The 23,524-nt window shown below is 62.1% G+C and carries 18 protein-coding genes and 1 pseudogene; 6 read left to right on the top strand and 13 right to left on the bottom strand.

The annotated features are described in order from the left end of the window. Positions 1 to 183: 183 nt before the first annotated feature. The 4 genes and pseudogenes from LIY36_RS26505 to LIY36_RS26495 form a co-directional block, all read right to left on the bottom strand. Entirely contained in the window at positions 184 to 1,257 is a 1,074-nt protein-coding gene (locus tag LIY36_RS26505) for a methyl-accepting chemotaxis protein (RefSeq protein ID WP_442962231.1), read from the bottom strand. 219 nt (positions 1,258 to 1,476) lie between these two features. Beyond that, positions 1,477 to 1,758 (bottom strand): annotated as a pseudogene (locus LIY36_RS27970) (PAS domain-containing protein); the annotation flags it as partial. Between the two features lie 96 nt (positions 1,759 to 1,854). Then, entirely contained in the window at positions 1,855 to 2,655 is an 801-nt protein-coding gene (locus LIY36_RS26500) for a transporter substrate-binding domain-containing protein (protein ID WP_226457727.1), read from the bottom strand. A gap of 163 nt (positions 2,656 to 2,818) precedes the next feature. After that, positions 2,819 to 3,052, bottom strand: coding sequence for a hypothetical protein (locus tag LIY36_RS26495; RefSeq protein ID WP_192297600.1), 234 nt, complete (start codon positions 3,050 to 3,052; stop codon positions 2,819 to 2,821). 213 nt (positions 3,053 to 3,265) lie between these two features. Between LIY36_RS26495 and LIY36_RS26490 the strand changes: the two genes are divergently transcribed. The 6 genes from LIY36_RS26490 to LIY36_RS26465 all read left to right on the top strand — a co-directional run bounded on the left by LIY36_RS26490 (position 3,266) and on the right by LIY36_RS26465 (position 12,879). Further along, positions 3,266 to 4,432 (top strand): efflux RND transporter periplasmic adaptor subunit, encoded by a 1,167-nt coding sequence (locus LIY36_RS26490; RefSeq protein WP_226457726.1) that lies wholly within the window; start codon positions 3,266 to 3,268, stop codon positions 4,430 to 4,432. After that, positions 4,429 to 7,524 (top strand): multidrug efflux RND transporter permease subunit, encoded by a 3,096-nt coding sequence (locus LIY36_RS26485; RefSeq protein WP_226457725.1) that lies wholly within the window; start codon positions 4,429 to 4,431, stop codon positions 7,522 to 7,524. Before LIY36_RS26490 ends, LIY36_RS26485 begins: the two co-directional genes overlap by 4 nt. A 31-nt stretch (positions 7,525 to 7,555) precedes the next feature. Next, positions 7,556 to 8,233: a heavy metal response regulator transcription factor gene (locus LIY36_RS26480; RefSeq protein WP_192297604.1), complete on the top strand. Its 678-nt coding sequence runs from the start codon at positions 7,556 to 7,558 to the stop codon at positions 8,231 to 8,233. Beyond that, a complete protein-coding gene (locus LIY36_RS26475; RefSeq protein WP_226457724.1) occupies positions 8,223 to 9,587 on the top strand; it encodes a heavy metal sensor histidine kinase in 1,365 nt (454 codons plus the stop codon). The genes LIY36_RS26480 and LIY36_RS26475 overlap by 11 nt, the downstream gene beginning before the upstream one ends. A 389-nt stretch (positions 9,588 to 9,976) precedes the next feature. After that, positions 9,977 to 11,299, top strand: a complete 1,323-nt coding sequence (locus LIY36_RS26470) for an OprD family porin (protein WP_226457723.1) — start codon at positions 9,977 to 9,979, stop codon at positions 11,297 to 11,299. Between the two features lie 86 nt (positions 11,300 to 11,385). Further along, positions 11,386 to 12,879, top strand: a complete 1,494-nt coding sequence (locus LIY36_RS26465; RefSeq protein ID WP_226457722.1) for a sensor domain-containing diguanylate cyclase — start codon at positions 11,386 to 11,388, stop codon at positions 12,877 to 12,879. Positions 12,880 to 13,064: 185 nt separating this feature from the next. Here LIY36_RS26465 and lpxC read toward each other — a convergent pair whose 3' ends face one another. The 9 genes from lpxC to murD form a co-directional block, all read right to left on the bottom strand. Then, positions 13,065 to 13,976 carry a UDP-3-O-acyl-N-acetylglucosamine deacetylase gene (gene lpxC, locus LIY36_RS26460; protein WP_016974965.1) on the bottom strand — a complete coding sequence of 304 codons (912 nt, stop codon included), beginning with the start codon at positions 13,974 to 13,976 and terminating at the stop codon, positions 13,065 to 13,067. Positions 13,977 to 14,088: 112 nt separating this feature from the next. Next, positions 14,089 to 15,285, bottom strand: a complete 1,197-nt coding sequence (ftsZ, locus tag LIY36_RS26455; RefSeq protein ID WP_017738690.1) for a cell division protein FtsZ — start codon at positions 15,283 to 15,285, stop codon at positions 14,089 to 14,091. Positions 15,286 to 15,350: 65 nt separating this feature from the next. Beyond that, positions 15,351 to 16,613, bottom strand: coding sequence for a cell division protein FtsA (gene ftsA / locus LIY36_RS26450; protein WP_110623104.1), 1,263 nt, complete (start codon positions 16,611 to 16,613; stop codon positions 15,351 to 15,353). 15 nt (positions 16,614 to 16,628) lie between these two features. Next, entirely contained in the window at positions 16,629 to 17,498 is an 870-nt protein-coding gene (locus LIY36_RS26445; RefSeq protein WP_192297612.1) for a cell division protein FtsQ/DivIB, read from the bottom strand. A gap of 3 nt (positions 17,499 to 17,501) precedes the next feature. Continuing rightward, on the bottom strand, positions 17,502 to 18,458 hold the full coding sequence (locus tag LIY36_RS26440; RefSeq protein WP_192297614.1) for a D-alanine--D-alanine ligase: 957 nt from the start codon (positions 18,456 to 18,458) through the stop codon (positions 17,502 to 17,504). Continuing rightward, positions 18,455 to 19,900: a UDP-N-acetylmuramate--L-alanine ligase gene (gene murC / locus LIY36_RS26435; RefSeq protein WP_226457721.1), complete on the bottom strand. Its 1,446-nt coding sequence runs from the start codon at positions 19,898 to 19,900 to the stop codon at positions 18,455 to 18,457. The genes LIY36_RS26440 and murC overlap by 4 nt, the downstream gene beginning before the upstream one ends. Then, positions 19,893 to 20,963 (bottom strand): undecaprenyldiphospho-muramoylpentapeptide beta-N-acetylglucosaminyltransferase, encoded by a 1,071-nt coding sequence (murG, locus tag LIY36_RS26430; RefSeq protein ID WP_226457720.1) that lies wholly within the window; start codon positions 20,961 to 20,963, stop codon positions 19,893 to 19,895. Before murG ends, murC begins: the two co-directional genes overlap by 8 nt. Beyond that, positions 20,953 to 22,176, bottom strand: a complete 1,224-nt coding sequence (gene ftsW, locus LIY36_RS26425) for a putative lipid II flippase FtsW (protein WP_442962230.1) — start codon at positions 22,174 to 22,176, stop codon at positions 20,953 to 20,955. The genes murG and ftsW overlap by 11 nt, the downstream gene beginning before the upstream one ends. Continuing rightward, positions 22,173 to 23,519: a UDP-N-acetylmuramoyl-L-alanine--D-glutamate ligase gene (murD, locus tag LIY36_RS26420; protein ID WP_226457719.1), complete on the bottom strand. Its 1,347-nt coding sequence runs from the start codon at positions 23,517 to 23,519 to the stop codon at positions 22,173 to 22,175. Before murD ends, ftsW begins: the two co-directional genes overlap by 4 nt. Between the last annotated feature and the right edge of the window lie 5 nt (positions 23,520 to 23,524).

Here is a 23,524-nt window from a genome sequence, read left to right as displayed (position 1 = left end):
GCAGATCCCCAGGCACTGCCCATCCCCTGTGGGAGCTGTCGAGCTTTAGCGAGGCTGCGAAGGCGGCGGCACTGTTGGCGGATATGCTGCCTCTCAACCATAGAATCTCCCACAGGGGGTTGGCAGTGGAGCAACTGTGCAGGCTGGCTTGCGAAGGCGGCAGCACATTCACTCCAAATCCCACTAATGTCGCTTGCCCCAGAACTCCCGCGCCAACTGCCGCAAGTCTTCCGCCAACGCCGCCACATCCCCGGAACTGCGCTGGCTGCGCTGCCCCGCGCAGACGGTGGCCTCCCCTGCATTGCGAATGCCGACAATATTGCGATTGATGTCTTCGCTCACCGAACTTTGCTCCTCCACCGCCGCCGCGATCTGCTGGCTCATGCCGGTGATCTGGCTCACGCGCTGGCTGATGCCATCCAACGCGGCCGCCGCCCGTTGTGCCTGCACGACGCTGGCGTCGACATGTTCGCTGCTCTGCGCCATGGCCTGCACCGCGTCCCGCGCGCCGCCTTGCAGGGTGCTGATCATGCGCTGGATTTCGTTGGTCGATTGCTGGGTGCGTTGCGCCAGACCGCGTACTTCATCGGCAACCACGGCAAAACCACGGCCCTGCTCGCCGGCCCGCGCCGCTTCGATGGCGGCATTCAGTGCCAGCAGGTTGGTTTGTTCGGCAATGGTGCGGATCACCTCCAGCACGCTGCTGATTTCACCGCTGTGACTTTCCAGTTGGTGGATCACCTCAGTGGCGCGGGTCAGTTCCTGGGACAGGCGCAACACCGCATCGCGGCTTTCATCCACCCGCAGATGGCCTTCACGGGTTTCGTTGCCGGCCTGGTCGGCCGCCTTGGACGCCACGACAGCATGGTTGGCCACCGCAGCCACACTGGCGGTCATCTGGTGGATCGCCGCCGCCACCTGATCGGTCTGGGTCTGCTGGCCTAGGCTGCTGGCATGACTGCTGTCCAACTGCTCGACCAACTGCGCGGCATGCCCAGACAAGCGCCACGATGCATCGCCGATGCGCCCGACCACTGCGCCCACCTGGGCTTCGAGCATGTGCAGGGCAAATTCGATCGTCCCGCACTCATCCGTGCGTCCGGTGTAGATCGCCTGGCTCAAGGGGTTGTCGGCGATTGCACGCGCGCGTTGATTCAACTGCGCCAGGGGCCGCAGGATCGCGTTGACCCCCGCCGCGCCCACAGCGCCACCGAGCACCAGCGCCAGCAGTTGCCAAACCAGCGCGTAGTCCGCCAGGCCCAGTCCCAACGCCCAGGTCAGGCCGCCGGTGCCGACCACCCACAACGATAACTTCAGGCCCATGCCGAACGTGGGCAGCAGCGGCCGCTTGCCCCCGCGCAATTGGGCGTAGGCACGCTCCGCTGCTGCGATGCGGCGCGCATCCGGCTTGGTGCGCACCGACTGATACTCCACCGTCACACCATCACGCGTGACCGGCGAGGCATAGGCGCTGACCCAATAGTGATCGCCGTTCTTGCAGCGGTTTTTCACCATGCCCATCCATGAGCGTCCCGCCTTCAAGGTTTGCCACATATGCGCAAACGCCGCGGCCGGCATGTCCGGGTGACGCAACAGATGGTGCGGTGCGCCGAGCAGCTCCTCGCGGCTGTAGCCACTGACGTCGATAAAGTCCTTGTTGGCGTAGGTAATCACACTGGTCAAGTCGGTGGTCGAGAGGATATTGGCGTCAGGGGCAAAGTCCACATTTCGACCGGTGACCGGCAGGTTGATCTTCATGGATAAGCGCGCTCGTAATGGTTGGAGAGTCGGCAGGGCCGTCGACTCTAAGCGCACCAAGGGGGCAAATACTGATCCAGCTCATGTTCCGCGCAATTAGTTTGCCATCACGGCATGCCGGGGGACGTCCAGGTGGTAGGGCTGGGTGATCCGCTGGTATTCGCCGTTGTGCATCAACTGCTCAAGGGCGCGGTTCAGCTCATTGCGCAGCGCCGTATCAGGCTTGCGCAGTGCAATCGCCACACCGTCACCCAATGATTGCGCCGAGATGGCAGGGCCAAGGAAGTCGAAATCCTGGCCGTCTGCCGTGTCGAGCAGCAGCTCGCGGATCTCTATGGGGCCTTGCAAGGTTGCATCTATATCGCCAGCCACCAGGCTGCGCACGAGTTCTTCATTGAGCCAGAAACTCTTGATGATGACGCCCGCCGGCGCCCATTTCGACAGGGCGAAGGCTTCGCGATTGCTCCTCAGCAAGAGCCCGACGCGCTTGCCTTTGAGCGAGCGCCGGCTCGGCAGCAAGCCCGAGGTTTTGCGCGCTACCAGGCGGGTAGTGAAGGGATAGAGGTCATCGGTGAAATTTACCCGCTTGCGCCGCTGAGCGGTCGGCGCCATGCCCATGATCGCGTCGAATTGCCGGGCTTCAAGGGCTGCGAAGCTCTCGACGAGGATCTGATCGACCCAGATGCAACGTGCGTTGAGCTGCTCACACAACGCATTGCCCAACTCGATGTTCAAACCCACCAGGCGGCCGTGCTGATCACGGCTTTGGAACGGCGGAAACTGCGCGGCGACGGCGAAGCGGATTTCGCGCCGTGGCAGGTCATCGGCTATTGCGATAGTGAAGCCCCCGGACAACATCAATAGGGCGAGGGAAACACGCAGGTGTGTCAGGGCCACAGGGGACGTCCTTTTCTAGAAAAACCAGCTTCATCCTCATCCAACCCCGTGAAGAGGCCGTGCAGGTGTCGCGAAAGCTTTCAAAAAAAGGACCTGTGCCTACAAGCAGAAATATCGACTGAGGCTGTAGGCATTTACCACTACAGCTTGTGACCCTCTACTCTCAACGTTTACCCATGGAACGACGGGTGCCCGGTGGCGCCATGCCAGGCGATTTGGTGTGACCGTTCTTGGCACCGTTTTTATACCAAGGTTGGGCGGCATTCTTCGCCCCGGCCAGCTCACCCGGTTTGAAGGGAAACTTGAACGCCGGGATCTCGGCTTTTTCAACGCCTTCGGCGTTGGCCGAATCGACGAGGTCGGCCGCTTCAACAGGGGATTGTGTCGGGGAATTCATGAAAGCTCCGGGGCATGCAGATAATGATGCGGGGCCGGCTTGCAGGCCACACTGGCGCGCAGTATACCTGCGGGCCCATGATCTTTTACCACTGTCGTACGAATGGTCAGCATGTAACTGACAGCGCCGTCAGAAAGCGGTCACCTTGCTGACCGGGTTCACAGGCTATAAATACCCATCCTTTTTCCACCTCTCGTCCCGGCACCTGACAGCATGCACATTCAACGCAAAACCGCCTTGATCGTTGGCGTCCTCGTGGTAGTGGCCATTGCGGCATGGGTCTTCACACGGCCAGCCAAGACCAAATTGGTGGCTTCGACCGCCGTGCCGGTACGCGTCATCCACGTGGTGGAACAGGACCTGCCGCGCTACGTCAGTGGCATCGGTTCGGTGCTGTCGTTGCACAGCGTGGTGATCCGCCCGCAAATCGACGGCATCCTCACCCGGCTGCTGGTCAAGGAAGGACAACTGGTCAAGGTCGGGGACCTGCTGGCGAGCCTCGACGACCGCTCGATCCGCGCCAGTCTCGACCAGGCCAGGGCTCAGCTGGGACAGAGCCAGGCGCAACTGCAAGTGGCCCTGGTCAACCTCAAGCGCTACAAGGAACTGAGCGTCGACGACGGCATCTCCCGGCAGACCTACGACCAGCAACAGGCGCTGGTCAACCAACTGAAAGCCACGGTGCAAGGCAACCAGGCGGCCATTGACGCGGCCCAGGTACAGCTTTCCTACACCCAGATTCGCTCGCCGGTCACAGGTCGCGTGGGGATACGCACGGTGGACGAAGGCAACTTCCTGCGCATGAGCGACACCCAAGGCTTGTTCTCGGTGACGCAGATCGACCCGATTGCCGTCGAGTTCTCCCTGCCGCAGCAAATGCTGCCGACCCTGCAGGGGCTGATTGCCGCCGACCACCCTGCCAAGGTCGACGCTTACCAGGGCGCCGATACCGAAGGCCGGGACAGTGACCTGCTGGGCCAGGGCCGCCTGAGCTTGATCGACAACCAGATCAACAGCACCACCGGCACCCTGCGCGCCAAGGCCGAGTTCGCCAACACCGCGCAGAAGCTGTGGCCCGGCCAGTTGGTGACGATCAAGATCCAGACTGCCCTCGACCGCAATGCCCTCGCCGTCCCCCCGACCGTGGTGCAGCGTGGCCTGGACTCGCATTTCGTGTACCGCATCAAAGGCGACAAGGTCGAGACCGTGCCGGTGCAGGTGGTGTATCAGGACAGCGAGCGCAATATCCTCAAGGGCATCCAGGCCGGCGACGTGTTGGTCAGCGATGGCCAATCGCGGCTCAAGGCCGGCGCCCAGGTCGAGATCCTCAAGGAGCCGCCCCAAGTGATCCAGACCGCTGACGCCCAGGTGCAGCCATGACGTCGCGGGGTTCGGTTTCGGCCTGGTGCATCGACCGCCCGGTCGCCACCCTGTTGCTGACCTTTGCCCTGGTGCTGCTTGGGCTGATTGCCTTCCCCAAATTGCCCATCGCCCCACTGCCGGAAGCGGAGTTTCCGACGATCCAGGTCAGCGCCCAATTACCCGGCGCGAGCCCTGACACCATGGCCTCGTCGGTCGCCACGCCGCTGGAGGTGCAATTCAGCGCCATCCCCGGCATGACCCAGATGACCTCCAGCAGCGCCTTGGGCTCAAGCCTGCTGACCCTGCAATTCACCCTCGACAAAAGCATCGACACTGCGGCGCAGGAAGTGCAGGCGGCGATCAACACCGCCGCCGGCAAACTGCCCAGCGATATGCCGAGCCTGCCGACCTGGCGCAAGGTCAACCCGGCGGACAGCCCGGTGCTGATCCTCAGTGTCAGTTCCCATGACATGCCCGGCACCGAACTGAGCGACTTGGTGGAGACCCTGCTTGCCCGGCAAATCAGCCAGATCGACGGTGTCGGCCAGATCAACATCACCGGCCAGCAACGCCCGGCGATCCGTGTGCAGGCCTCGCCCGACCGGCTCGCCGCCATCGGCCTGACCTTGGCCGACGTACGCCTGGCCATCCAGCAATCGAGCCTGAACCTGGCCAAGGGAGCGCTGTACGGCAAGCACAGCGTGTCAACCCTGGCGACCAACGACCAGTTGTTTCACCCGGATGAATACGGTGACCTGATCATTTCCTACAAGAACGGCGCCCCCGTGCAACTGCGCGATGTTGCCAAAGTGGTCAACGGTTCGGAAAACGCCTACGTCCAGGCCTGGGCAGGGGACACCCCCGGCGTCAACCTGGTGATCACCCGCCAACCCGGCGCCAACATTGTCGAGACCGTCGAGCGCATCCAGGCCGAACTGCCGCGCCTGGAAGCGATGCTGCCTGCCGCGGTGCAGGTCAGCGTGCTGATGGACCGCACCACCACCATCCGCGCTTCGTTGCATGAAGTGGAAATGACCCTGCTGATCGCCGTGTTGCTGGTAGTCGGGGTGATGGCGATTTTCCTGCGCCAGTGGTCGGCCACCCTGATTGTGTCGAGCGTGCTGGGCGTGTCGTTGATCGCCAGTTTTGCCCTGATGTACGTGATGGGTTTCAGCCTGAACAACCTGACCCTGGTGGCGATCGTGGTGGCCGTGGGGTTTGTGGTGGACGATGCGATCGTGGTGGTGGAGAACATCCATCGCCACCTCGAAACCGGGCTGGACAAACGCGAGGCGGCGATCAAGGGCGCCAGTGAAATCGGCTTTACCGTGGTGTCCATCAGTGTGTCGCTGGTGGCGGCCTTTATTCCGCTGCTGTTCATGGGCGGCGTGGTCGGCCGGCTGTTCAAGGAGTTTGCCTTGACTGCTACGTCCACCATCCTGATCTCCGTGGTGGTGTCGCTGACACTGGCCCCGACCCTCGCGGCCCTGTTCATGAAAGCGCCGAGCCACCGCGGCCATGACAACCCCGGCTTTGGCGAGCGGCTGCTGGCCGGATACGAAAAATACCTGCGTCGCGCCCTGGCCCATCAACGCACCATGGCCGGTATCTTCCTGCTGACCCTGGGCCTGGCCGTGGTCGGCTACGTATTTATCCCCAAGGGTTTCTTCCCGGTGCAGGACACCGGTTTCATCCTCGGCACAAGCGAGGCAGCGGCGGATGTGTCCTACCCGGACATGGTCGCCAAGCACAAGGCACTGGCCGAAATCATGCAGACCGACCCGGCCGTGCGCGCGTTTTCCCACTCTGTCGGCGTGACCGGCAGCAACCAGACCATCGCCAATGGACGCTTCTGGATTTCCCTGGTGGATCGCGGCGACCGCGACGTGTCCGCCAGCCAGTTTATCGACCGTATCCGGCCCAAGCTGGCCAAGGTGCCGGGGATCGTCCTGTACCTGCGCGCCGGGCAAGACATCAACCTCAGTTCCGGCCCCAGCCGCAGCCAGTATCAATACGTGCTCAAGAGCAACGACGGTGCGCTGCTGAACACCTGGACCCAGCGGCTCACCGAAAAACTGCGCGCGATCCCACAATTTCGCGACATCTCCAATGACCTGCAACTGGGCGGCAGCATCACCCACATCACCATCGATCGCCGCGCCGCCGCACGCTTCGGCCTCACGGCCACCGACGTCGACCAGGCGCTGTACGACGCGTTCGGCCAGCGCCAGGTCAATGAGTTCCAGACCGAAATCAACCAGTACCAAGTGGTGCTGGAACTCGACACCCAACAGCGCGGCAAGGCCGAAAGCCTGAATTACTTCTACCTGCGCTCGCCGCTGACCAATGAAATGGTGCCGCTGTCGGCGCTGGCCACGGTTGACGCGCCCACGGTCGGGCCGCTGTCCATCAGCCATGACGGCATGTTCCCGGCTGCCAACCTGTCGTTCAACCTGGCGCCCGGCGTGGCGCTGGGTGATGCGGTGATCCTGCTCGACCAGGCGAAAAACGAGATCGGCATGCCGGCCTCGATCATCGGCAACTTCCAGGGTGCGGCCCAGGCGTTCCAGAGTTCCCTGGCCAGCCAACCTTGGCTGATCCTCGCTGCACTGGTGGCGGTCTACATCATTCTCGGCGTGCTGTATGAGAGCTTTGTGCATCCGCTGACCATCATCTCGACCCTGCCCTCGGCGGGCCTCGGGGCACTGGTGATGCTGTGGCTGCTGGGGCAGGACTTTTCGATCATGGCGCTGATCGGCCTGGTGCTGTTGATCGGCATCGTCAAGAAGAATGGCATCCTGCTGATCGACTTCGCCCTGGAGGCGCAGCGCACACGCGGCTTGTCAGCCCATGATGCGATCTTCGAAGCCTGTATCGCCCGGTTCCGTCCGATCATCATGACCTCCCTGGCCGCCCTGCTCGGCGCCCTGCCGCTGATGCTCGGCTACGGCGCCGGTGCCGAACTGCGCCAGCCGCTGGGCATCTCGGTGGTCGGCGGCCTGCTGGTCAGCCAGGCGCTGACGCTGTTCACCACGCCGGTCATATACTTGTACCTCGAAAAGTTTTTCCACAGGCCCAAACCAGCGCTTGCGCCGGTGACCACACATTAAGGCCTAGGCCCCGTCCTGGAACGAAAGGCTCATGCGCGTCCTGATTATTGAAGATGAAGAAAAAACCGCGGACTACCTGCACCGCGGCCTGACGGAACAAGGCTACACCGTCGACGTGGCTCGCGAAGGCGTCGAGGGTTTGCACCTGGCGCTGGAGAACGACTACGCGATCATCGTGCTGGATGTGATGCTGCCAGGCCTGGACGGTTTCGGCGTGCTGCGGGCCTTGCGCGCGCGCAAACAGACGCCGGTGATCATGCTCACTGCCCGCGAGCGCGTGGAAGACCGCATTCGCGGCCTGCGTGAAGGCGCGGATGATTACCTGGGCAAGCCGTTTTCGTTCCTTGAACTGGTGGCGCGCCTGCAAGCCCTGACCCGCCGCAGCGGCGGGCATGAGCCGGTGCAGGTGACCGTCGCCGACCTGTGGATCGACCTGATCAGCCGCAAGGCCAGTCGCAACGGCCAGCGCCTGGACCTGACCGCCAAGGAGTTCTCGCTGCTCAGTGTGCTGGCGCGTCGCCAGGGCGAGATCCTGTCCAAGACCGCGATTGCAGAGATGGTCTGGGACATCAACTTCGACAGTGACGCCAACGTGGTGGAGGTCGCGATCAAACGCCTGCGCGCCAAGCTCGACGGACCGTTTGAAGAAAAACTGCTGCACACCATTCGTGGCATGGGTTATGTGCTGGAGAGCCGCAGTGTCGGCTAACTCCATCGCCCTGCGCCTGAGCGGCATGTTCACCCTGGTGGCGCTGCTGATCTTCGTGTTGATCGGCGGCGCGCTGTACCAGCAGGTGGACCGCAGCCTGGGCTTGTTGCCGGAAGCCGAGCTGGATGCGCGCTACAGCGTGCTTGAATCGTCGGTGGGTCGCTTTGGCACGCCCGACCATTGGGCAAAAATCACCGCCAAGCTCAAGCTGCTCAGTGAAGAGGACAAACGTATCCACTTCTGGGTAGTGAGCGGCGACCCATCCTACGAATACGGCAACCCCGACCCACAGATCCGTGCCTTTGCCAACGGGCACACCGGCAAGCGCGATTTGCATCTGCCGGGCCACCAGCATCCGTTCAAGGCCCTGGTGAGCCAGTTCCCGGCCAAGGATCAGCGCCCGCCGCTGCGCTTCATGATCGCCATCGACACCGAGAACTTTCACGCGACCCAGCACCATCTGCTGGTGGCGCTGATCAGCCTGGCGTTTGTCGGCGTAGTCCTCGCCGCGCTGCTGGGCTTCTGGGTCTCGCGCATCGGGCTCAAGCCGCTGGGCAAGCTGTCGGATGAGGCGCAGAAACTTGCGCCACCGAAATTGTCCGGGCGCTTGCGGTTGTCGCCGCTGCCGCCGGAGCTGAGCCAGTTCGTCAACTCGTTCAACTCCACCCTCGACCGCGTGGAACACGCCTACTCACGCCTGGAATCGTTCAACGCCGACGTCGCCCACGAGTTGCGCTCACCGCTGACCAACCTGATCGGCCAGACCCAGGTCGCCCTGACGCGCGGGCGTTCGGCGGAACACTACTTCGAAGTGCTGCAATCGAACCTCGAAGAATTGGAACGCCTGCGTTCGATCATCAACGACATGCTCTTCCTCGCCAGCGCCGACCAGGGCAGCAAGGCCACCAAGCTGATCGAAAGCGCCCTGGCCGATGAAGTGGCCACCACTCTCGACTATCTGGATTTCATCCTCGAAGACGCCCAGGTCAGCGTGCGGGTCAGCGGCGATGCCACGGTCCACATCGAAAAAGCCCACCTGCGCCGCGCACTGATCAACCTGCTGAGCAACGCAGTGCAACACACCGCGCCAGGGCAGGTCATCGATGTGAAGATCGAGGTCCAGGCGGATCAAGTGGCAATCGGCGTGACCAACCCCGGCGAGGTGATTGCCAGCGAGCACTTGCCGCGCTTGTTCGAGCGCTTCTACCGGGTGGACGCCTCGCGCAGCAACAGTGGCGCCAATCATGGCCTGGGGCTGGCCATCGTCAAGGCGATTGCGCTGATGCACGGCGGCGACGTCTTTGTACGAAGCGACGCCAACGGCAACACCTTCGGCATCACCCTGCCCTTGTAGTGAGCGGGCTTGTCCCGCGCCGGGGGACTAAGCCGCCCTCAATCCAAGCACCGCGGTCGCCCTGAAAAACCGAGGCGTACCATTTTGACCGACTGCGCCACCCGCGCTGAGGACGCAACCCCGCCCACCACACTGTTGCGATTTGGGCAACAGTCATTATCTTGTTACACTCTGTATCGTACCGCTCGCCTGCGTTAATTTGACGCATCGATGAGTGTGACGGCAAAAGCAGTTTGCGCTTACCCGAATTTCCCTCGACTTATTTCCAGGGCTCTACACTGGGAATCTGTTTAAAAGCCGCTGACTTCAGCGGCTTTTTTTTGCCGTAAAAAAGGCCAGGAACACCCCACGACATGGCCGTTCTCGATTGATCCAAAGGAGCTCCCCCGGTGAAGAACTCGCTGACGTTCACCCCGTTATTCCTCGCGATTACAGCAACGATCGCCCCGCTGACCCACGCGGCAGGCAGCCCCCCCGCCGACGGCTTCGTCGAAGGCTCCCACCTCACCGTCAACACCCGCAATTACTACATGAACCGCGACCGACGCGACATTCACAGCGATGACAGCAAGGAGTGGGGCCAGGGCTTTCTCGGCACTTTCGAATCCGGCTACACCCAGGGCACCGTTGGCTTCGGCCTGGACGCCCACGCCATGCTCGGCCTCAAACTCGATGGTGGTGGCGGCACAGACGGTTCCAGCATCCTTCCGTACGGCAGCGGCAACGGCAAGGCGCCGGGGTCCTTCTCCACGGCGGGCGGCACCTTGAAAATGCGCGCGCTGGACACTGAATTGAAGGCCGGCGACCTGTTCCTCAACAACCCGGTGATCGCCGGCGGCATGACGCGCATGCTGCCGCAGACCTTCCGTGGCGTGACCCTGGCCAACCACAGCCTCGACGGTTGGCTGTTCGAAGGTGGCCAGGCCAGTTTCACCAAGCTCTATAACCAGAGCGGCCACCAGCGCATCGGCACCAGCTACGGCGCCCTGCCGAGCCACACCGATGCACAGCACATGAACTGGGCCGGTGTGTCGTTCAGCGGCATGCCCGGGCTGACCAGCAACCTCTACGCCTCCGAACTGAAGGATGTGTGGAACCAGTACTACTACGACCTGGACTACACCTACGCGCTGAACGACCTGGTCAGCCTCAATCCCGGCCTGCACTACTACCACACCCAGGACACCGGGCAATCGCTGCTAGGCAACATCGACAACAACACCTACAGCCTGCATTTCAGCGTGGGCGTGGGCCATCACAGCGTCACCGCCGCGTACCAGCGGGTCAACGGCAACACGCCGTTCGACTACATCGCCCAGGGCGACAGCGTGTACCTGGACAACTCCCAGCAATATTCGGACTTCAATGGCCCGAACGAACGCTCGTGGAAACTCAAGTACGCCTACGACTTCAGCGGCCTCGGCATGCCTGGCCTGACGTCGGCAGTGTCCTACATCAGCGGCAAGACCGACCTGACCAGCGTCGACCCGCAAAGCCGTGGCTACAGCCGCTGGTACAGCGCCGAGGGCAAGGACGCCAAGCACTGGGAACGGGACATCGACCTGAAATACGTGGTGCAGGGCGGCAAGGCCAAAGACTTGGCCGTGCGCCTGCAATGGGCGACCAACCGCGGCAGCAACGGCTATTCGGCGGTGGACAATGACGTGGATGAATACCGCGTGATCGTCGACTATCCGATCAACGTGTTCTGATCCGGGGATCTTTCTTTTTTACCAGCCATTTAATTTTCGTCGCGTAGAACTAAACTGCCAGCATTCCAACCGCTGAAGTCTGCACGATGAGCCAAGACCGTGGCCGTACCCTGCCTGCACGCCCAGAGCTTTTTCTGATTCTGGGCAGTGGCCTGACTGTTGTCCTGATCATGGTGATTGTCGCGGCGCTGTTGATCCGTGAACACGCCAGCACCCTGCAGGCAGCCCAGCGCGCGACCACCAACATCACGCAACTGATCAATGCCGATGTACTGCGTAACGTCGAGCTATACGACCTGACACTGCAGGGACTGATTGCCGCCACCACGCGCACGGACCTGGCGAAAGTGCCCCCGGACGTCAGACATATGGTGCAGTTTGATCAATCCATCGCGGCCCCCTTCAAAGGCGAAGTGCTGTTGCTGGACACCAACGGTGATGTGACTGCCGACTCCTCGACACTGTGGCCGACGCCGCGCAATTTTGCTGACCGGGACTATTTCCAGGCGCATAAAGACAATGCGCAGGCCGGACTGTTTATCAGCCGCCCGTTCAAAATCCATTGCGCCTGTGATCAAGTATGGCGAATCGCATTCAGTCGCCGAGTCTCAGGCCCCAGCGGCGAGTTCGCCGGTGTCGCAGTGGCCACCATGCGCCTGGCGTATTTCGATCAGTTGTTCAATCGCCTGACCATCGGCAATGGCAGCACCGTCAACCTGCTGAACACCCAGGGCATCCTCCTGGCCCAGCAACCGTTGCTGGAACGCGACATGATCGACAAGGACCTGAGTGATCGCCCCAACTTCAAACGCATGCTGCGCGAAGGCGAAGGTAGCTTCCGGGCGATTTCCGCCATCAGCGGCACCGAACGTTTGTATACCTTCACCACCGTCGGTGAGTTGCCGCTGATCGTGGTAGTGGCGCTGTCCAGCGAGGATGTGTTCGCTCCCTGGGAACGCGCCGCGCTGCTGACTTCCGGTGCCACCGGCGTGCTCTGCATCGGCTTGCTGTGGCTGACCTGGATGCTGCGCCGGGAATTGCGCCGCCGCTATCGCACCGAGCGCGTGCTGTCAGAACTGGCAGCCACCGACGCCCTGACCGGCCTGGCCAATCGCCGCATCCTCGACGAACGTCTGCGCCTTGAATGGGACCGCGCACAGCGCTCCACCGAGCCGTTGACCTTGCTGATGATCGATGTCGACCACTTCAAGGCCTTCAACGATCGCCACGGCCACCACGGCGGCGATGAGGCGTTGCGTAACGTCGCCCAAGTGATCGGCACCAATATCCGCCGCCCTGCCGACCTGGCGGCACGCTATGGTGGCGAAGAGTTTGCAGTGGTATTGCCGCATACCGATGCCAACGGCGCCCAGGTCATCGCCGAGCATATCCGCAGCAGCGTCGAGAACTTGCCACGGGTGGCAGGGGACGAGCGGCCAATCACGGTGAGTATTGGCTTGAGCACGTGGGACAAGCACAGTCGGCTGTCGCTGGAGGCGCTGTTGTTGAGTGCGGATCAGGCGTTGTATGAGGCCAAGCACACTGGGCGCAACCGCACGGTGGTCGCCGCGACCCTCTGACATGTCAATGTGGGTTCTGGCTTGCCTGGCAAAGCGCAGTGCCAGGCGGCAGATGTGTAGCTGACATATCGCGTTCGCGGGCAAGCCCGCTCCCACATTCTTGATCTTCATAAGCGTGAACGGCAGGCATAAAAAAAAGGCCACCCGAAGGTAGCCTTTCAAAACTAAAGAAAGAGAGTTGTTACTTACACCGCCGCAACGGGACGCATGTAAGAGATCGGTGCGGTGCTGGCATCTTCGAAGGTCACGACTTCCCAAGCGTCTGTCTGCTCAATCAACTTGCGCAGCAGCTGGTTGTTAAGGGCGTGGCCCGACTTGAAGCCTTTGAACTCGCCTATCAGGCTATTGCCCAGCAGGTAGAGGTCACCGATTGCATCGAGGATCTTGTGCTTCACGAATTCGTCTTCGTAGCGAAGGCCGTCTTCGTTCAGTACACCATCCGCGTCGACCACGATGGCGTTTTCAACGCTGCCGCCGAGTGCGAGGTTGTGCTTGCGCAGGTACTCGATGTCACTCATGAAACCAAAGGTACGGGCGCGGCTGACTTCTTTTACGAACGAAGTGCTGGAAAAATCCACGCTTGCACTTTGGGTGCGGTCACGGAATACCGGGTGATCGAAATCGATCTCAAAGCTCACTTTAAAGCCTTCGAACGGGACGAAGGTGGCGCGCTTGTCGCCGTCTTCTACTGTCACTTCCCGCAGAATGCGAATGAACTTCTTCGCTGCGTCCTGTTCTTCCAGGCCGGCAGATTGGATCAGGAATACGAAAGGTCCAGCGCTGCCATCCATGATCGGGACTTCGGACGCGGAGAGCTCGACGTAGGCGTTATCGATGCCCAGGCCAGCCATGGCCGAGAGCAAGTGCTCCACCGTGTCCACTTTGACGTCACCGTTGACCAATGTGGTCGACATGGTGGTTTCGCCAACGTTTTCCGCGCGAGCAGGAATATGCACGACAGGGTCCAGGTCGGCACGCACAAACACGATGCCGGTGTCGACAGGTGCAGGCTTGAGGGTCAGGTATACCTTCTCCCCGGAGTGCAGACCTACACCTGTGGCACGAATAATATTCTTCAGGGTGCGTTGTTTAATCATGGCTTGGACCGCTTCAGCGCAAATTGCGAACTGGTATCAACAAAGGCTGGCGATAATAGCAGACCAGACCTTTGCTGAACACCAATCACCTTCATAGCCCTGATACATTCCATTAATCGGCCTGACGACGCAGGAATGCCGGGATGTCCAGGTAGTCCAGATCATCTTGCGGATTCGGGCTACGGGACGCCGCAGCACCGGCCTGAGCCTGGTTGCGCATCACGGTCGGACGGTCCAGGTCGCGGTAGTTCACCGACGGCAGTTCCTGGCGCGAAGGCGCTGGAGCGGCAGCCGCCTGGCTTACCTGGCTGGTGTGCAGGGTGTTGTCGATGACCTTTACAGGCTTCTCGATCTTGGCACCCAGGCCGGTAGCAACCACGGTCACGTGCAGTTCGTCGCGCATGTCCGGATCGATAACGGTACCGACCTTGACCATGGCGTGCTCGGAAGCGAAGGCTTCAATGATGCTACCCACGTCGGAGTACTCACCCAGGGACAGGTCAGGACCGGCAGTGATGTTCACCAGGATGCCGCGTGCGCCCTGCAGGTTCACGTCTTCCAGCAACGGGTTGCGGATGGCTGCTTCGGTGGCTTCACGTGCACGGTTCGGACCGCTGGCGCAGCCAGTGCCCATCATCGCCATGCCCATTTCGCTCATCACGGTGCGTACGTCGGCAAAGTCGACGTTGATCATGCCTGGGCGCTTGATGATGTCGGAGATACCGCGAACGGCACCGGCCAGTACATCGTCAGCCTTGGCGAAAGCGGACAGCAGGCTCGCGTCCTTGCCCAGGATGGTCAGCAGTTTCTCGTTGGGGATGGTGATCAACGAGTCAACGCTTTCAGACAGCAGACGGATGCCTTCGTCGGCGATCTGCATGCGCTTGCGACCTTCGAACGGGAACGGACGGGTCACGACTGCAACCGTCAGAATCCCCATTTCCTTGGCCACTTCGGCAATGATCGGTGCAGCACCGGTACCGGTACCGCCGCCCATGCCGGTGGTGATGAACACCATGTTGGTGCCTTGCAGCACTTCGGCAATACGCTCGCGGTCTTCCAGGGCGGCTTGACGGCCGACTTCCGGATTGGCGCCAGCGCCGAGGCCCTTGGTCACAGCCGTGCCCAATTGCAGGATGGTCCGCGCGCCGATGCTTTTCAGCGCCTGGGCATCAGTGTTGGCGCAGATGAATTCAACGCCTTCAATGTTGCTCTTGACCATGTGGTTGACAGCGTTGCCGCCGCCACCGCCGACACCGATCACTTTGATGACCGGGCTTGCGGGGATGTTGTCTACGAGTTCGAACATGTTCCCTCTCCTTTCAGTTCTCTAGTTTTTTCGCCTACTGCTTACTGCGGTGTTGCGGTAAATCTTTAAAAATTGCCTTTTACCCAAGCCTGCAAGCGCTCGAACAACGGCGCCTTGGCTTCATCGTCACTGCGATAGCTGTCACGGATGCTCGGGCCCGACAGGGAAATGCCGTCGGTCTGCTTTTGCAGGCCGTACAACAGCAAGCCCACGCCAGTGGAATAAATCGGGTTGCGCACCACGTCTCCCAGGCCCTTCACGCCATGGGGCACGCCCAGGCGCACCGGCATGTGGAAGATTTCCTCGGCCAGTTCGACCGCGCCTTCCATCTTCGAGGTACCGCCGGTCAGCACGATGCCGGCCGGGATCAGATCTTCGTAGCCGCTGCGGCGCAGTTCAGCCTGGATCAGGGTGAACAGCTCGTCGTAGCGTGGCTCGACCACTTCGGCCAGGGCCTGGCGCGACAGTTCGCGCGGTGGACGGTCGCCCACGCTTGGCACCTTGATGGTCTCGCCGGCACCAGCCAGTTTGGCCAGGGCGCAGGCGTAGCGGATCTTGATTTCTTCGGCGTACTGGGTCGGTGTACGCAGCGCCATGGCGATGTCGTTGGTCACCTGATCACCGGCAATCGGGATCACCGCGGTGTGACGGATCGCACCCTCGGTGAAGATCGCGATGTCGGTGGTGCCGCCGCCGATGTCCACCAGGCACACGCCCAGTTCTTTTTCGTCGTCGGTCAGCACGGAGTAGGCCGAAGCCAGTTGCTCCAGAATGATGTCGTCGATTTCCAGGCCACAACGGCGCACGCATTTTTCAATGTTCTGTGCGGCGTTGACGGCGCAGGTCACTACGTGGACCTTGGCTTCCAGGCGCACGCCCGACATGCCCAGGGGCTCACGCACGCCTTCCTGGTTGTCGATCACGTAGTCCTGCGGCAGCGTGTGCAGCACGCGCTGGTCAGCCGGGATCGCAACGGCCTGGGCAGCGTCGAGCACGCGTTCAAGGTCGGCAGAGCTGACTTCACGGTCGCGGATCGCCACGATGCCGTGGGAGTTCAGGCTGCGGATGTGATTTCCAGCCACGCCGACAAACGCCGAGTGGATCCGGCAACCGGCCATCAGCTGCGCTTCTTCGATGGCGCGCTGGATCGATTGCACGGTGGACTCGATGTTCACCACCACGCCCTTCTTCAGGCCCCGGGACGGATGCGTGCCAATACCGACGATCTCGATCACGCCGTCTTCCCCGACCTCGCCCACCAGCGCCACCACCTTGGAGGTGCCGATATCGAGACCGACGATCATTTTGCCGCTTTGCACGTTTGCCATGGGTCCTGCCTCTTCTTAATTCTTCGCGACAGCGGGTTGCGCTGCCGTGGGCGCAGCCGGTTCACGCCAGCCGACGGCAAGGCCGTTGGCGTAACGCAGGTCGACGCTCGCAATGTTCGTAATCTGTTCTTTCAAGGTCTTGTCATAGATGGCAATAAAGCGGCGCATCTTTTCCACCAAGCGGTCGCGTCCCAGCAACAACTGGATGCCCGGGCCGGAACTGCCGGCGCCGGTCGTCAAAAACCAGCTGCCCCGTTCACGCAGTTCCAGGCGTGCAATGGAGAAGCCCAGTGGCCGCAGCATCTGGCTCAAGGCCTGGTACTGCTGCATCACTTGTTGTTGCGCCCGCTGCGGCCCGAACAGCTGCGGCAGGTGCTCATAGTTCGCCAGCTCACGCGGGGTGAACGCCTGGCCCTGGTTGTTCAACAGCGCTTCGTCACCCCAACGGGCCACGGGCAGTTGTTCTTCCAGGCGGATCGTTACCTGGTCCGGCCACACGCGGCGGACTTCGGCGTGGGCGATCCACGGCATCTGCTCCAGCTCCCCACGCATCCCCGCCAGGTCGATGGTGAAGAAGCTCGCCGCCAGGTACGGGCCGATGCGCTGCTGCACCGCTTGCTGGCTGATGTAGCTCAAGTCGCCCTGCACGCTGATCTTGGTGATCGGGCGGTCGGCATACGGCAACAGACGCTGCGCGCCTTCGTAGGTTCCGAAGCCCAGCACCACCAGCAACACCGGCCAGTACAGCGCCTTGAGGAAACCAAAATTGGCTTTCGGCAGGCGCGCCGACATCGGCTCTTTGGCCACCATCCGGCTGGCACCCCGTGGCACCGGCTTGCGGCTCGGTGCTTGTGGGGGCTGATGACGAAGCGATGCGCCTTTCATGTCTTAGCCTCGGGGCTCAACGCTGGCGGCCAGGATCGCCAGCACCAACTGCTGGAAATCCAGGCCCGCTGCGCGAGCGGCCATTGGCACCAGGCTGTGGTCGGTCATGCCGGGTGCGGTGTTGACTTCAAGGAACCAGAAATTCCCTTGGTCATCCTGCATCACGTCTGCCCGCGCCCAACCGGCGATACCCAACGCCTCACAGGCTTTCGCCGTGAGGTCCATCAATTCCTGTTCCTTGGCTGCGTCGAGGCCACACGGGATCCGGTACTGGGTATCGGAGGCCACATACTTGGCGTCGTAGTCGTAAAAAGTGTGGGGCGTGCCCAATGCGATAGGCGGCAATACCTGACCACGCAGGGTGGCGATGGTGTACTCGGGACCCTGGATCCACTGTTCCACCAACACTTGCGAATCGTAGGTACTTGCCGCTTTCCATGCGTCGATCAATTCGGCGGCCGAGTTCACTTTGGCCATGCCGATACTGGAGCCTTCATGGGCAGGTTTGACGATCAAAGGCAGGCCCAGTTCCTTGGCTGCAGAAATACAATCGTCTTCGCTGCACAGAACGCTGTGACGCGGGGTGGGAATCCCCAGGCTGTGCCACACCTGCTTGGTGCGCAACTTGTCCATGGCCAGCGCGGACGCAAGGATGCCACTGCCGGTGTAAGGGATGCCGGCACACTCCAGCAGGCCCTGCATGCTGCCGTCTTCACCGCCACGTCCGTGGAGGATGATAAAGGCGCGGTCGATCTTCTCGGCCTGCAAGCGGGCGAAGAAGTCGTCGCCCACGTCGATGCCGAACGCGTTCACGCCAGCGCTTTGCAGGGCTTCGAGCACGGCGTTGCCGGACTTGAGCGACACTTCGCGCTCAGCGCTTTTGCCGCCGAACAATACCGCGACGCGACCGAAGTCGGCCGGGGCGATTGTGGAAAACAGGGCGTCGTAATTCGTGGTCATTTCGACTTCCCCTGTGCAACGGCAAACAGCGGGCTCGCCAGCAGTTTCGGGGCAAGGCCACCAATGTCACCGGCGCCTTGGCAGAGCAAAATGTCGCCAGCACGCAGCAACGGCTTGACGATTGGCGCCAGGTCCACACCACGCTCGATGTAGATCGGGTCCAACTGGCCACGCTGGCGGATGCTGTTGCACAGCTTGCGGCTGTCCGCGCCCGGGATCGGTTCTTCACCGGCCGGGTACACCTCCATCAGCAACAGTACGTTGGCATCGGCCAATACATTGACGAAATCGTCGTAGAGGTCGCGGGTACGGCTGTAACGGTGCGGCTGGTACACCATCACCAGGCGGCGCTCGGGCCAGCCACCGCGTACGGCCTTGATCACGGCTGCGACTTCGGTCGGGTGGTGGCCGTAGTCGTCCACCAGCATTACGTCGCCACCCTCTACCGGCAGTTGGCCGTAGACCTGGAAGCGACGGCCCACACCGGCAAAACCCGACAGGCCGGCGACGATGGCGTCATCGCTGACGCCCTCGTCACTGGCGATGCAGATGGTCGCCAAGGAGTTCAATACATTGTGGTTGCCGGGCATGTTCACCGACACGTCCAACGGCTCGCGATCCGGACGCAACACGGTGAAGAAGGTTTGCATGCCTTCCTGGCGCACATTGATCGCACGCACGTCGGCGTCTTCGCTGAAGCCGTAGGTCACGGTCGGACGCTTGACCTGCGGCAGGATCTCACGCACCACCGGATCATCCAGGCACACCACCGCCAAACCGTAGAACGGCAGGTTGTGCAGGAACTCGACGAAGGTTTTCTTCAACTTGTTGAAGTCACCGTCGTAGGTCGCCATGTGGTCGGCGTCGATGTTGGTGACCACGGCCACCAGCGGTTGCAGGTGCAAGAAGCTTGCATCGCTTTCATCAGCTTCGGCGATCAGGTAACGGCTGGTGCCCAGTTGTGCATTGGTACCGGCTGCATTCAGGCGGCCACCGATCACGAAGGTCGGGTCCAGGCCACCGGCGGCGAACACCGAGGCGATCAGGCTGGTGGTGGTGGTTTTGCCATGGGTACCGGCGACGGCAATGCCGTGGCGGTAGCGCATCAGCTCGGCCAGCATCTCGGCACGTGGCACCACCGGAATACGGCGCTCAAGGGCAGTGGCCACTTCCGGGTTGGAGGTGTTCACGGCGCTGGATACCACCAGCACATCGGCGTCGGCGGCGTTCTCGGCACGGTGGCCGATAAAGATCTGCGCGCCGAAGCTTTTCAGGCGCTCGGTGACCGGCGACTCTTTCAAGTCCGAGCCGGACACCTGGTAGCCCAGGTTCAGCAACACTTCGGCAATGCCGCACATGCCCACGCCGCCGATACCGACGAAGTGGATGCGACGGATGCGGCGCATCTCGGGTTGTGGCATGGCTTTCTGATGCTCAACCATGGGCCACCTCCAGGCAGATATCGACCACGGTGCGGGTTGCGTCAGGTTTGGCCAGGCGGCTTGCGGTGCTGGCCATGCTGTTGAGTCGTTCCGGTTGCATCAAAACCTCGGTCAGGCGTGCGGCCAAATCGGCGGCGCCAGTCGTTCTTTGCGGCAGCAGGAAGGCAGCGCCCTCCCCGGCCAAATATTCGGCGTTGCGGGTCTGGTGATCGTCGATCGCATGGGGCAAAGGCACCAGCAAGGACGGCAGACCGGCGGCGGCCAGTTCACTGACGGTCAGCGCACCGGAGCGGCAGACCACCAGGTCGGCCCAGCCATAGGCTTGGGCCATGTCTTTGATGAAAGGCTGTACGTTCGCCTCTACACCGGCTTCGCGATAACGCGCAGCAGTGACTTCACCATGGTTCTTGCCAGCCTGATGAAAGACCTCTGGACGCAATTCCACAGGGAGTTGCGCCAGTGCTTCCGGCAGCAGTTTGTTCAAAGGCTCGGAGCCCAGGCTTCCGCCCATGATCAGCAGGCGCGCCTTGCGCCCCACCAACGCGTCACGGGCGATGTCCATAAACAGCTCGGTGCGTACCGGGTTACCGGTAGTGCGCAGCTTGTCCGATGCACCGAAGGTTTTCGGGAAGGCCTCGCACACCCGCGCAGCCAACGGCACCAACAGGCGGTTGGCCGTACCGGCGACGGCGTTCTGCTCGTGCACGATCACCGGCACACCGGCGAGTTTGGCGGCAACGCCTCCTGGGCCGGTCACGTAACCACCGAAGCCGAGTACACACACCGGCTGCACTTCGCGGATCACCTTGCGCGCCTGCCACACCGCCTTGAGCAACACGAACGGCGCCTTGAGCAGGGACAACTTGCTCTTGCCGCGCAGGCCGGTGACGTTAATCAGGTGCAGCGGCAAGCCGGCATTCGGCACCAATTCGTTTTCGATACCGCGCGGCGTACCCAGCCAGTGCACGGTGTAGCCACGGTTCTGGAATTCCCGCGCACAGGCCAGGGCCGGGAACACATGGCCCCCGGTGCCGCCCGCCATGATCAGCACGTTAGCGCCCATGGGTCGGCTCCTCGGCAAAGTCGCTTTCGCTGAATTCCATCTCTTCGCTGCCCAGGTGGGTTCGACTCTCCCACTCGATGCGCAGCAACAGGCCCAGGCAAGCGCAGCAAATCACCAACGAACTGCCGCCGTAGCTGAGGAACGGCAAGGTCAGGCCCTTGGTCGGCAGCAGGCCGACGTTCACGCCAATGTTGATCAGGAACTGGCCGATCCACAGGAACGACAAGCCGTACGCCACATACGCGGCGAAATACTGTTTGGCCTTCTCGGCCCACAAACCGATGTACATGCCGCGCACACACACGAACACGAACAGTGCGACGGTGCACAGCGAGCCCACTACGCCGAGTTCTTCGGCGAGTACCGAGAACACGAAGTCGGTGTGGGCTTCCGGCAGGTAGAATTGCTTCTGCACGCTGTTGCCCAGGCCCACGCCCAGCCACTCGCCGCGACCAAAGGCGATCAGCGCCTGGGTCAACTGGTAGCCGGAACCGAACTGGTCGGACCACGGGTCGGTAAAGGTAATCAGACGGGCCATCCGGTAGGGTTGCGCCTGCACCAGGACGGTCACGGCCGCGACGGCCAGTACCACCATCAAGGTGAAGCGGAACAGGCCAACACCGCCAAGGAACAGCATTGCCGCCGCTGCCCCCATCATCACGACGGTGGCACCGAAGTCGGGCTCCATCAGCAACAGGCCGGCCATGGGCAGCAGCACGATGAACGGCTTGAAGAAGCCCATCCAGCTTTCGCGCACTTCTTTCTGGCGACGCACCAGGTAGCCGGCCAGGTAGATCACCACGAACACCTTGGCGATTTCCGAAGGCTGCACGTTGAACGCGCCGAAACCGATCCAGCGCATCGAACCATTCACCTCGCGGCCGATGCCGGGCAGGATCACCATGACCAGCAAGCCAAACGCGCCGATCAGCATCAGCCAACCCAGGCGCTGCCAGGTGGCGATGGGAATCATCATGGTGACGATGCAGGCGCCGAGGCCGAGCAGCAGGTACACCAGGTGACGGATCATCATGTAAAGGGTGTTACCCGACTGCACGGCGGCCACTTCGGACGATGCCGAGGTAATCATCACCAGGCCCAGGCCCAGCAGTGCGAGGCAACCGGCGAGCATCGGGAAATCAAGGTCGATACCGCGCCCGGTGATGATCGGCGACGGGTACGGCTTGATGATGTTTCTCAGACCGAGGCTCATACCAAAGCCTCCACGGCGCGGGCGAACAGCTGGCCGCGCTCTTCATAGTTCTTGAACATGTCGAAGCTGGCACACGCCGGCGACAGCAGCACCGCATCGCCCGGTTGGGCCAGGGCCTTGCACTGGGCAATGGCGTCATCCAGGGACGTGGCGCGCACTTGCGGCACCGCGTCGCCGAGGGCGGCAGCGATCAGGTCGGAATCGCGGCCCATCAGCACTACGGCGCGGCAATGTGCAGCGGCCGGGCCCTTGAGGTCCTTGAAGTCGGCGCCCTTGCCGTCGCCACCGGCAATCAGCACCAGCTTGCCGTCGATATCGGCACCCAGGCCTTCGATGGCAGCCAGGGCCGCACCGACATTGGTGGCTTTGGAGTCGTTGTAATAGTTGACGCCATTGAGCTCGCGTACCCATTGGCAGCGATGCTCAAGGCCGCCGAAGCTGCGCAGGGCCGACAACATGGCGTCGAACGGAAGGCCCACCGCATGCCCCAGCGCCAACGCCGCAAGGGCATTGGATTGGTTATGGGCGCCACGGATTTTCAGCTCGCGCACCGGCATCAGATTCTGGAATTCGAAGGCCAGGTATTTCTCGCCGTTCTCTTCACGGATGCCGAAGGCTTTGAAATCGGGTTTGCCCAGGCCGAATGTCCAGCAAGGCATGCCCTCGCCCATCAGCGGACGGCTCAGGGCGTCCTGGCGATTGACCACAAATTGCTTGGCGCCACGGAAGATCCGGTGCTTGGCCAGGTGATACGCCGGCAGGCCGCTGTAGCGGTCCATATGGTCTTCACTCACGTTCAACACGGTCGCCACTTCGGCGCCGAGGTCGTGGGTGGTTTCCAGCTGGAAGCTCGACAGCTCCATCACGTACAGCTCGACGTCGTCGCTGAGCAGGTCCAGCGCCGGCACACCGAGGTTGCCGCCCACCGCCACGCGCTTGCCGGCCGCAGCCGCCATCTCGCCGACCAGGGTGGTCACGGTGCTTTTCGCATTGGAACCGCTGATGGCCACTATCGGTGCCTTCGCGTTACGCGCGAACAGGTCGATGTCACCGGACAGCTTCACGCCGCGGGCCGCAGCGGCTTGCAGGGCGGGTGTCGCCAGGGCCAGGCCGGGGCTCACGTAGAGCTCGTCGGCACGGCACAGAAACTCGACATCCAGCTCGCCACAACGCACTTCCACGTGCGGGTAGTCACGGCGCAGCGTGACCAGCTCCGGTGGATTTTCCCGCGTATCGGCCACGGCAAACGACGTGCCCCGGTTCGCCAGGAAGCGAACCAGGGACATGCCGCTCTTGCCGAGGCCGACAACGATGCGGAAGTGGTCTGAAGCGATCAGGGACACTCGTT

Source organism: Pseudomonas sp. AF03-9 (assembly GCF_020515815.1).
Classification (GTDB): domain Bacteria; phylum Pseudomonadota; class Gammaproteobacteria; order Pseudomonadales; family Pseudomonadaceae; genus Aquipseudomonas.
This window is presented reverse-complemented; position numbering and strand designations above follow the sequence as displayed.

What these genes read in the sequence shown, in the direction of transcription:
- LIY36_RS26495 (WP_192297600.1), bottom strand. Translation starts at nt 3,052, where the DNA reads ATGAATTCCCCGACACAATCCCCTGTTGAAGCGGCCGACCTCGTCGAT.
- ftsA (WP_110623104.1), bottom strand. Translation starts at nt 16,613, where the DNA reads ATGGCAAACGTGCAAAGCGGCAAAATGATCGTCGGTCTCGATATCGGC.
- LIY36_RS26490 (WP_226457726.1), top strand. Translation starts at nt 3,266, where the DNA reads ATGCACATTCAACGCAAAACCGCCTTGATCGTTGGCGTCCTCGTGGTA.
- ftsW (WP_442962230.1), bottom strand. Translation starts at nt 22,176, where the DNA reads ATGAGCCTCGGTCTGAGAAACATCATCAAGCCGTACCCGTCGCCGATC.
- LIY36_RS26440 (WP_192297614.1), bottom strand. Translation starts at nt 18,458, where the DNA reads ATGACCACGAATTACGACGCCCTGTTTTCCACAATCGCCCCGGCCGAC.
- LIY36_RS26485 (WP_226457725.1), top strand. Translation starts at nt 4,429, where the DNA reads ATGACGTCGCGGGGTTCGGTTTCGGCCTGGTGCATCGACCGCCCGGTC.
- LIY36_RS26480 (WP_192297604.1), top strand. Translation starts at nt 7,556, where the DNA reads ATGCGCGTCCTGATTATTGAAGATGAAGAAAAAACCGCGGACTACCTG.
- LIY36_RS26445 (WP_192297612.1), bottom strand. Translation starts at nt 17,498, where the DNA reads ATGAAAGGCGCATCGCTTCGTCATCAGCCCCCACAAGCACCGAGCCGC.
- murC (WP_226457721.1), bottom strand. Translation starts at nt 19,900, where the DNA reads ATGGTTGAGCATCAGAAAGCCATGCCACAACCCGAGATGCGCCGCATC.
- lpxC (WP_016974965.1), bottom strand. Translation starts at nt 13,976, where the DNA reads ATGATTAAACAACGCACCCTGAAGAATATTATTCGTGCCACAGGTGTA.
- ftsZ (WP_017738690.1), bottom strand. Translation starts at nt 15,285, where the DNA reads ATGTTCGAACTCGTAGACAACATCCCCGCAAGCCCGGTCATCAAAGTG.
- murG (WP_226457720.1), bottom strand. Translation starts at nt 20,963, where the DNA reads ATGGGCGCTAACGTGCTGATCATGGCGGGCGGCACCGGGGGCCATGTG.
- LIY36_RS26465 (WP_226457722.1), top strand. Translation starts at nt 11,386, where the DNA reads ATGAGCCAAGACCGTGGCCGTACCCTGCCTGCACGCCCAGAGCTTTTT.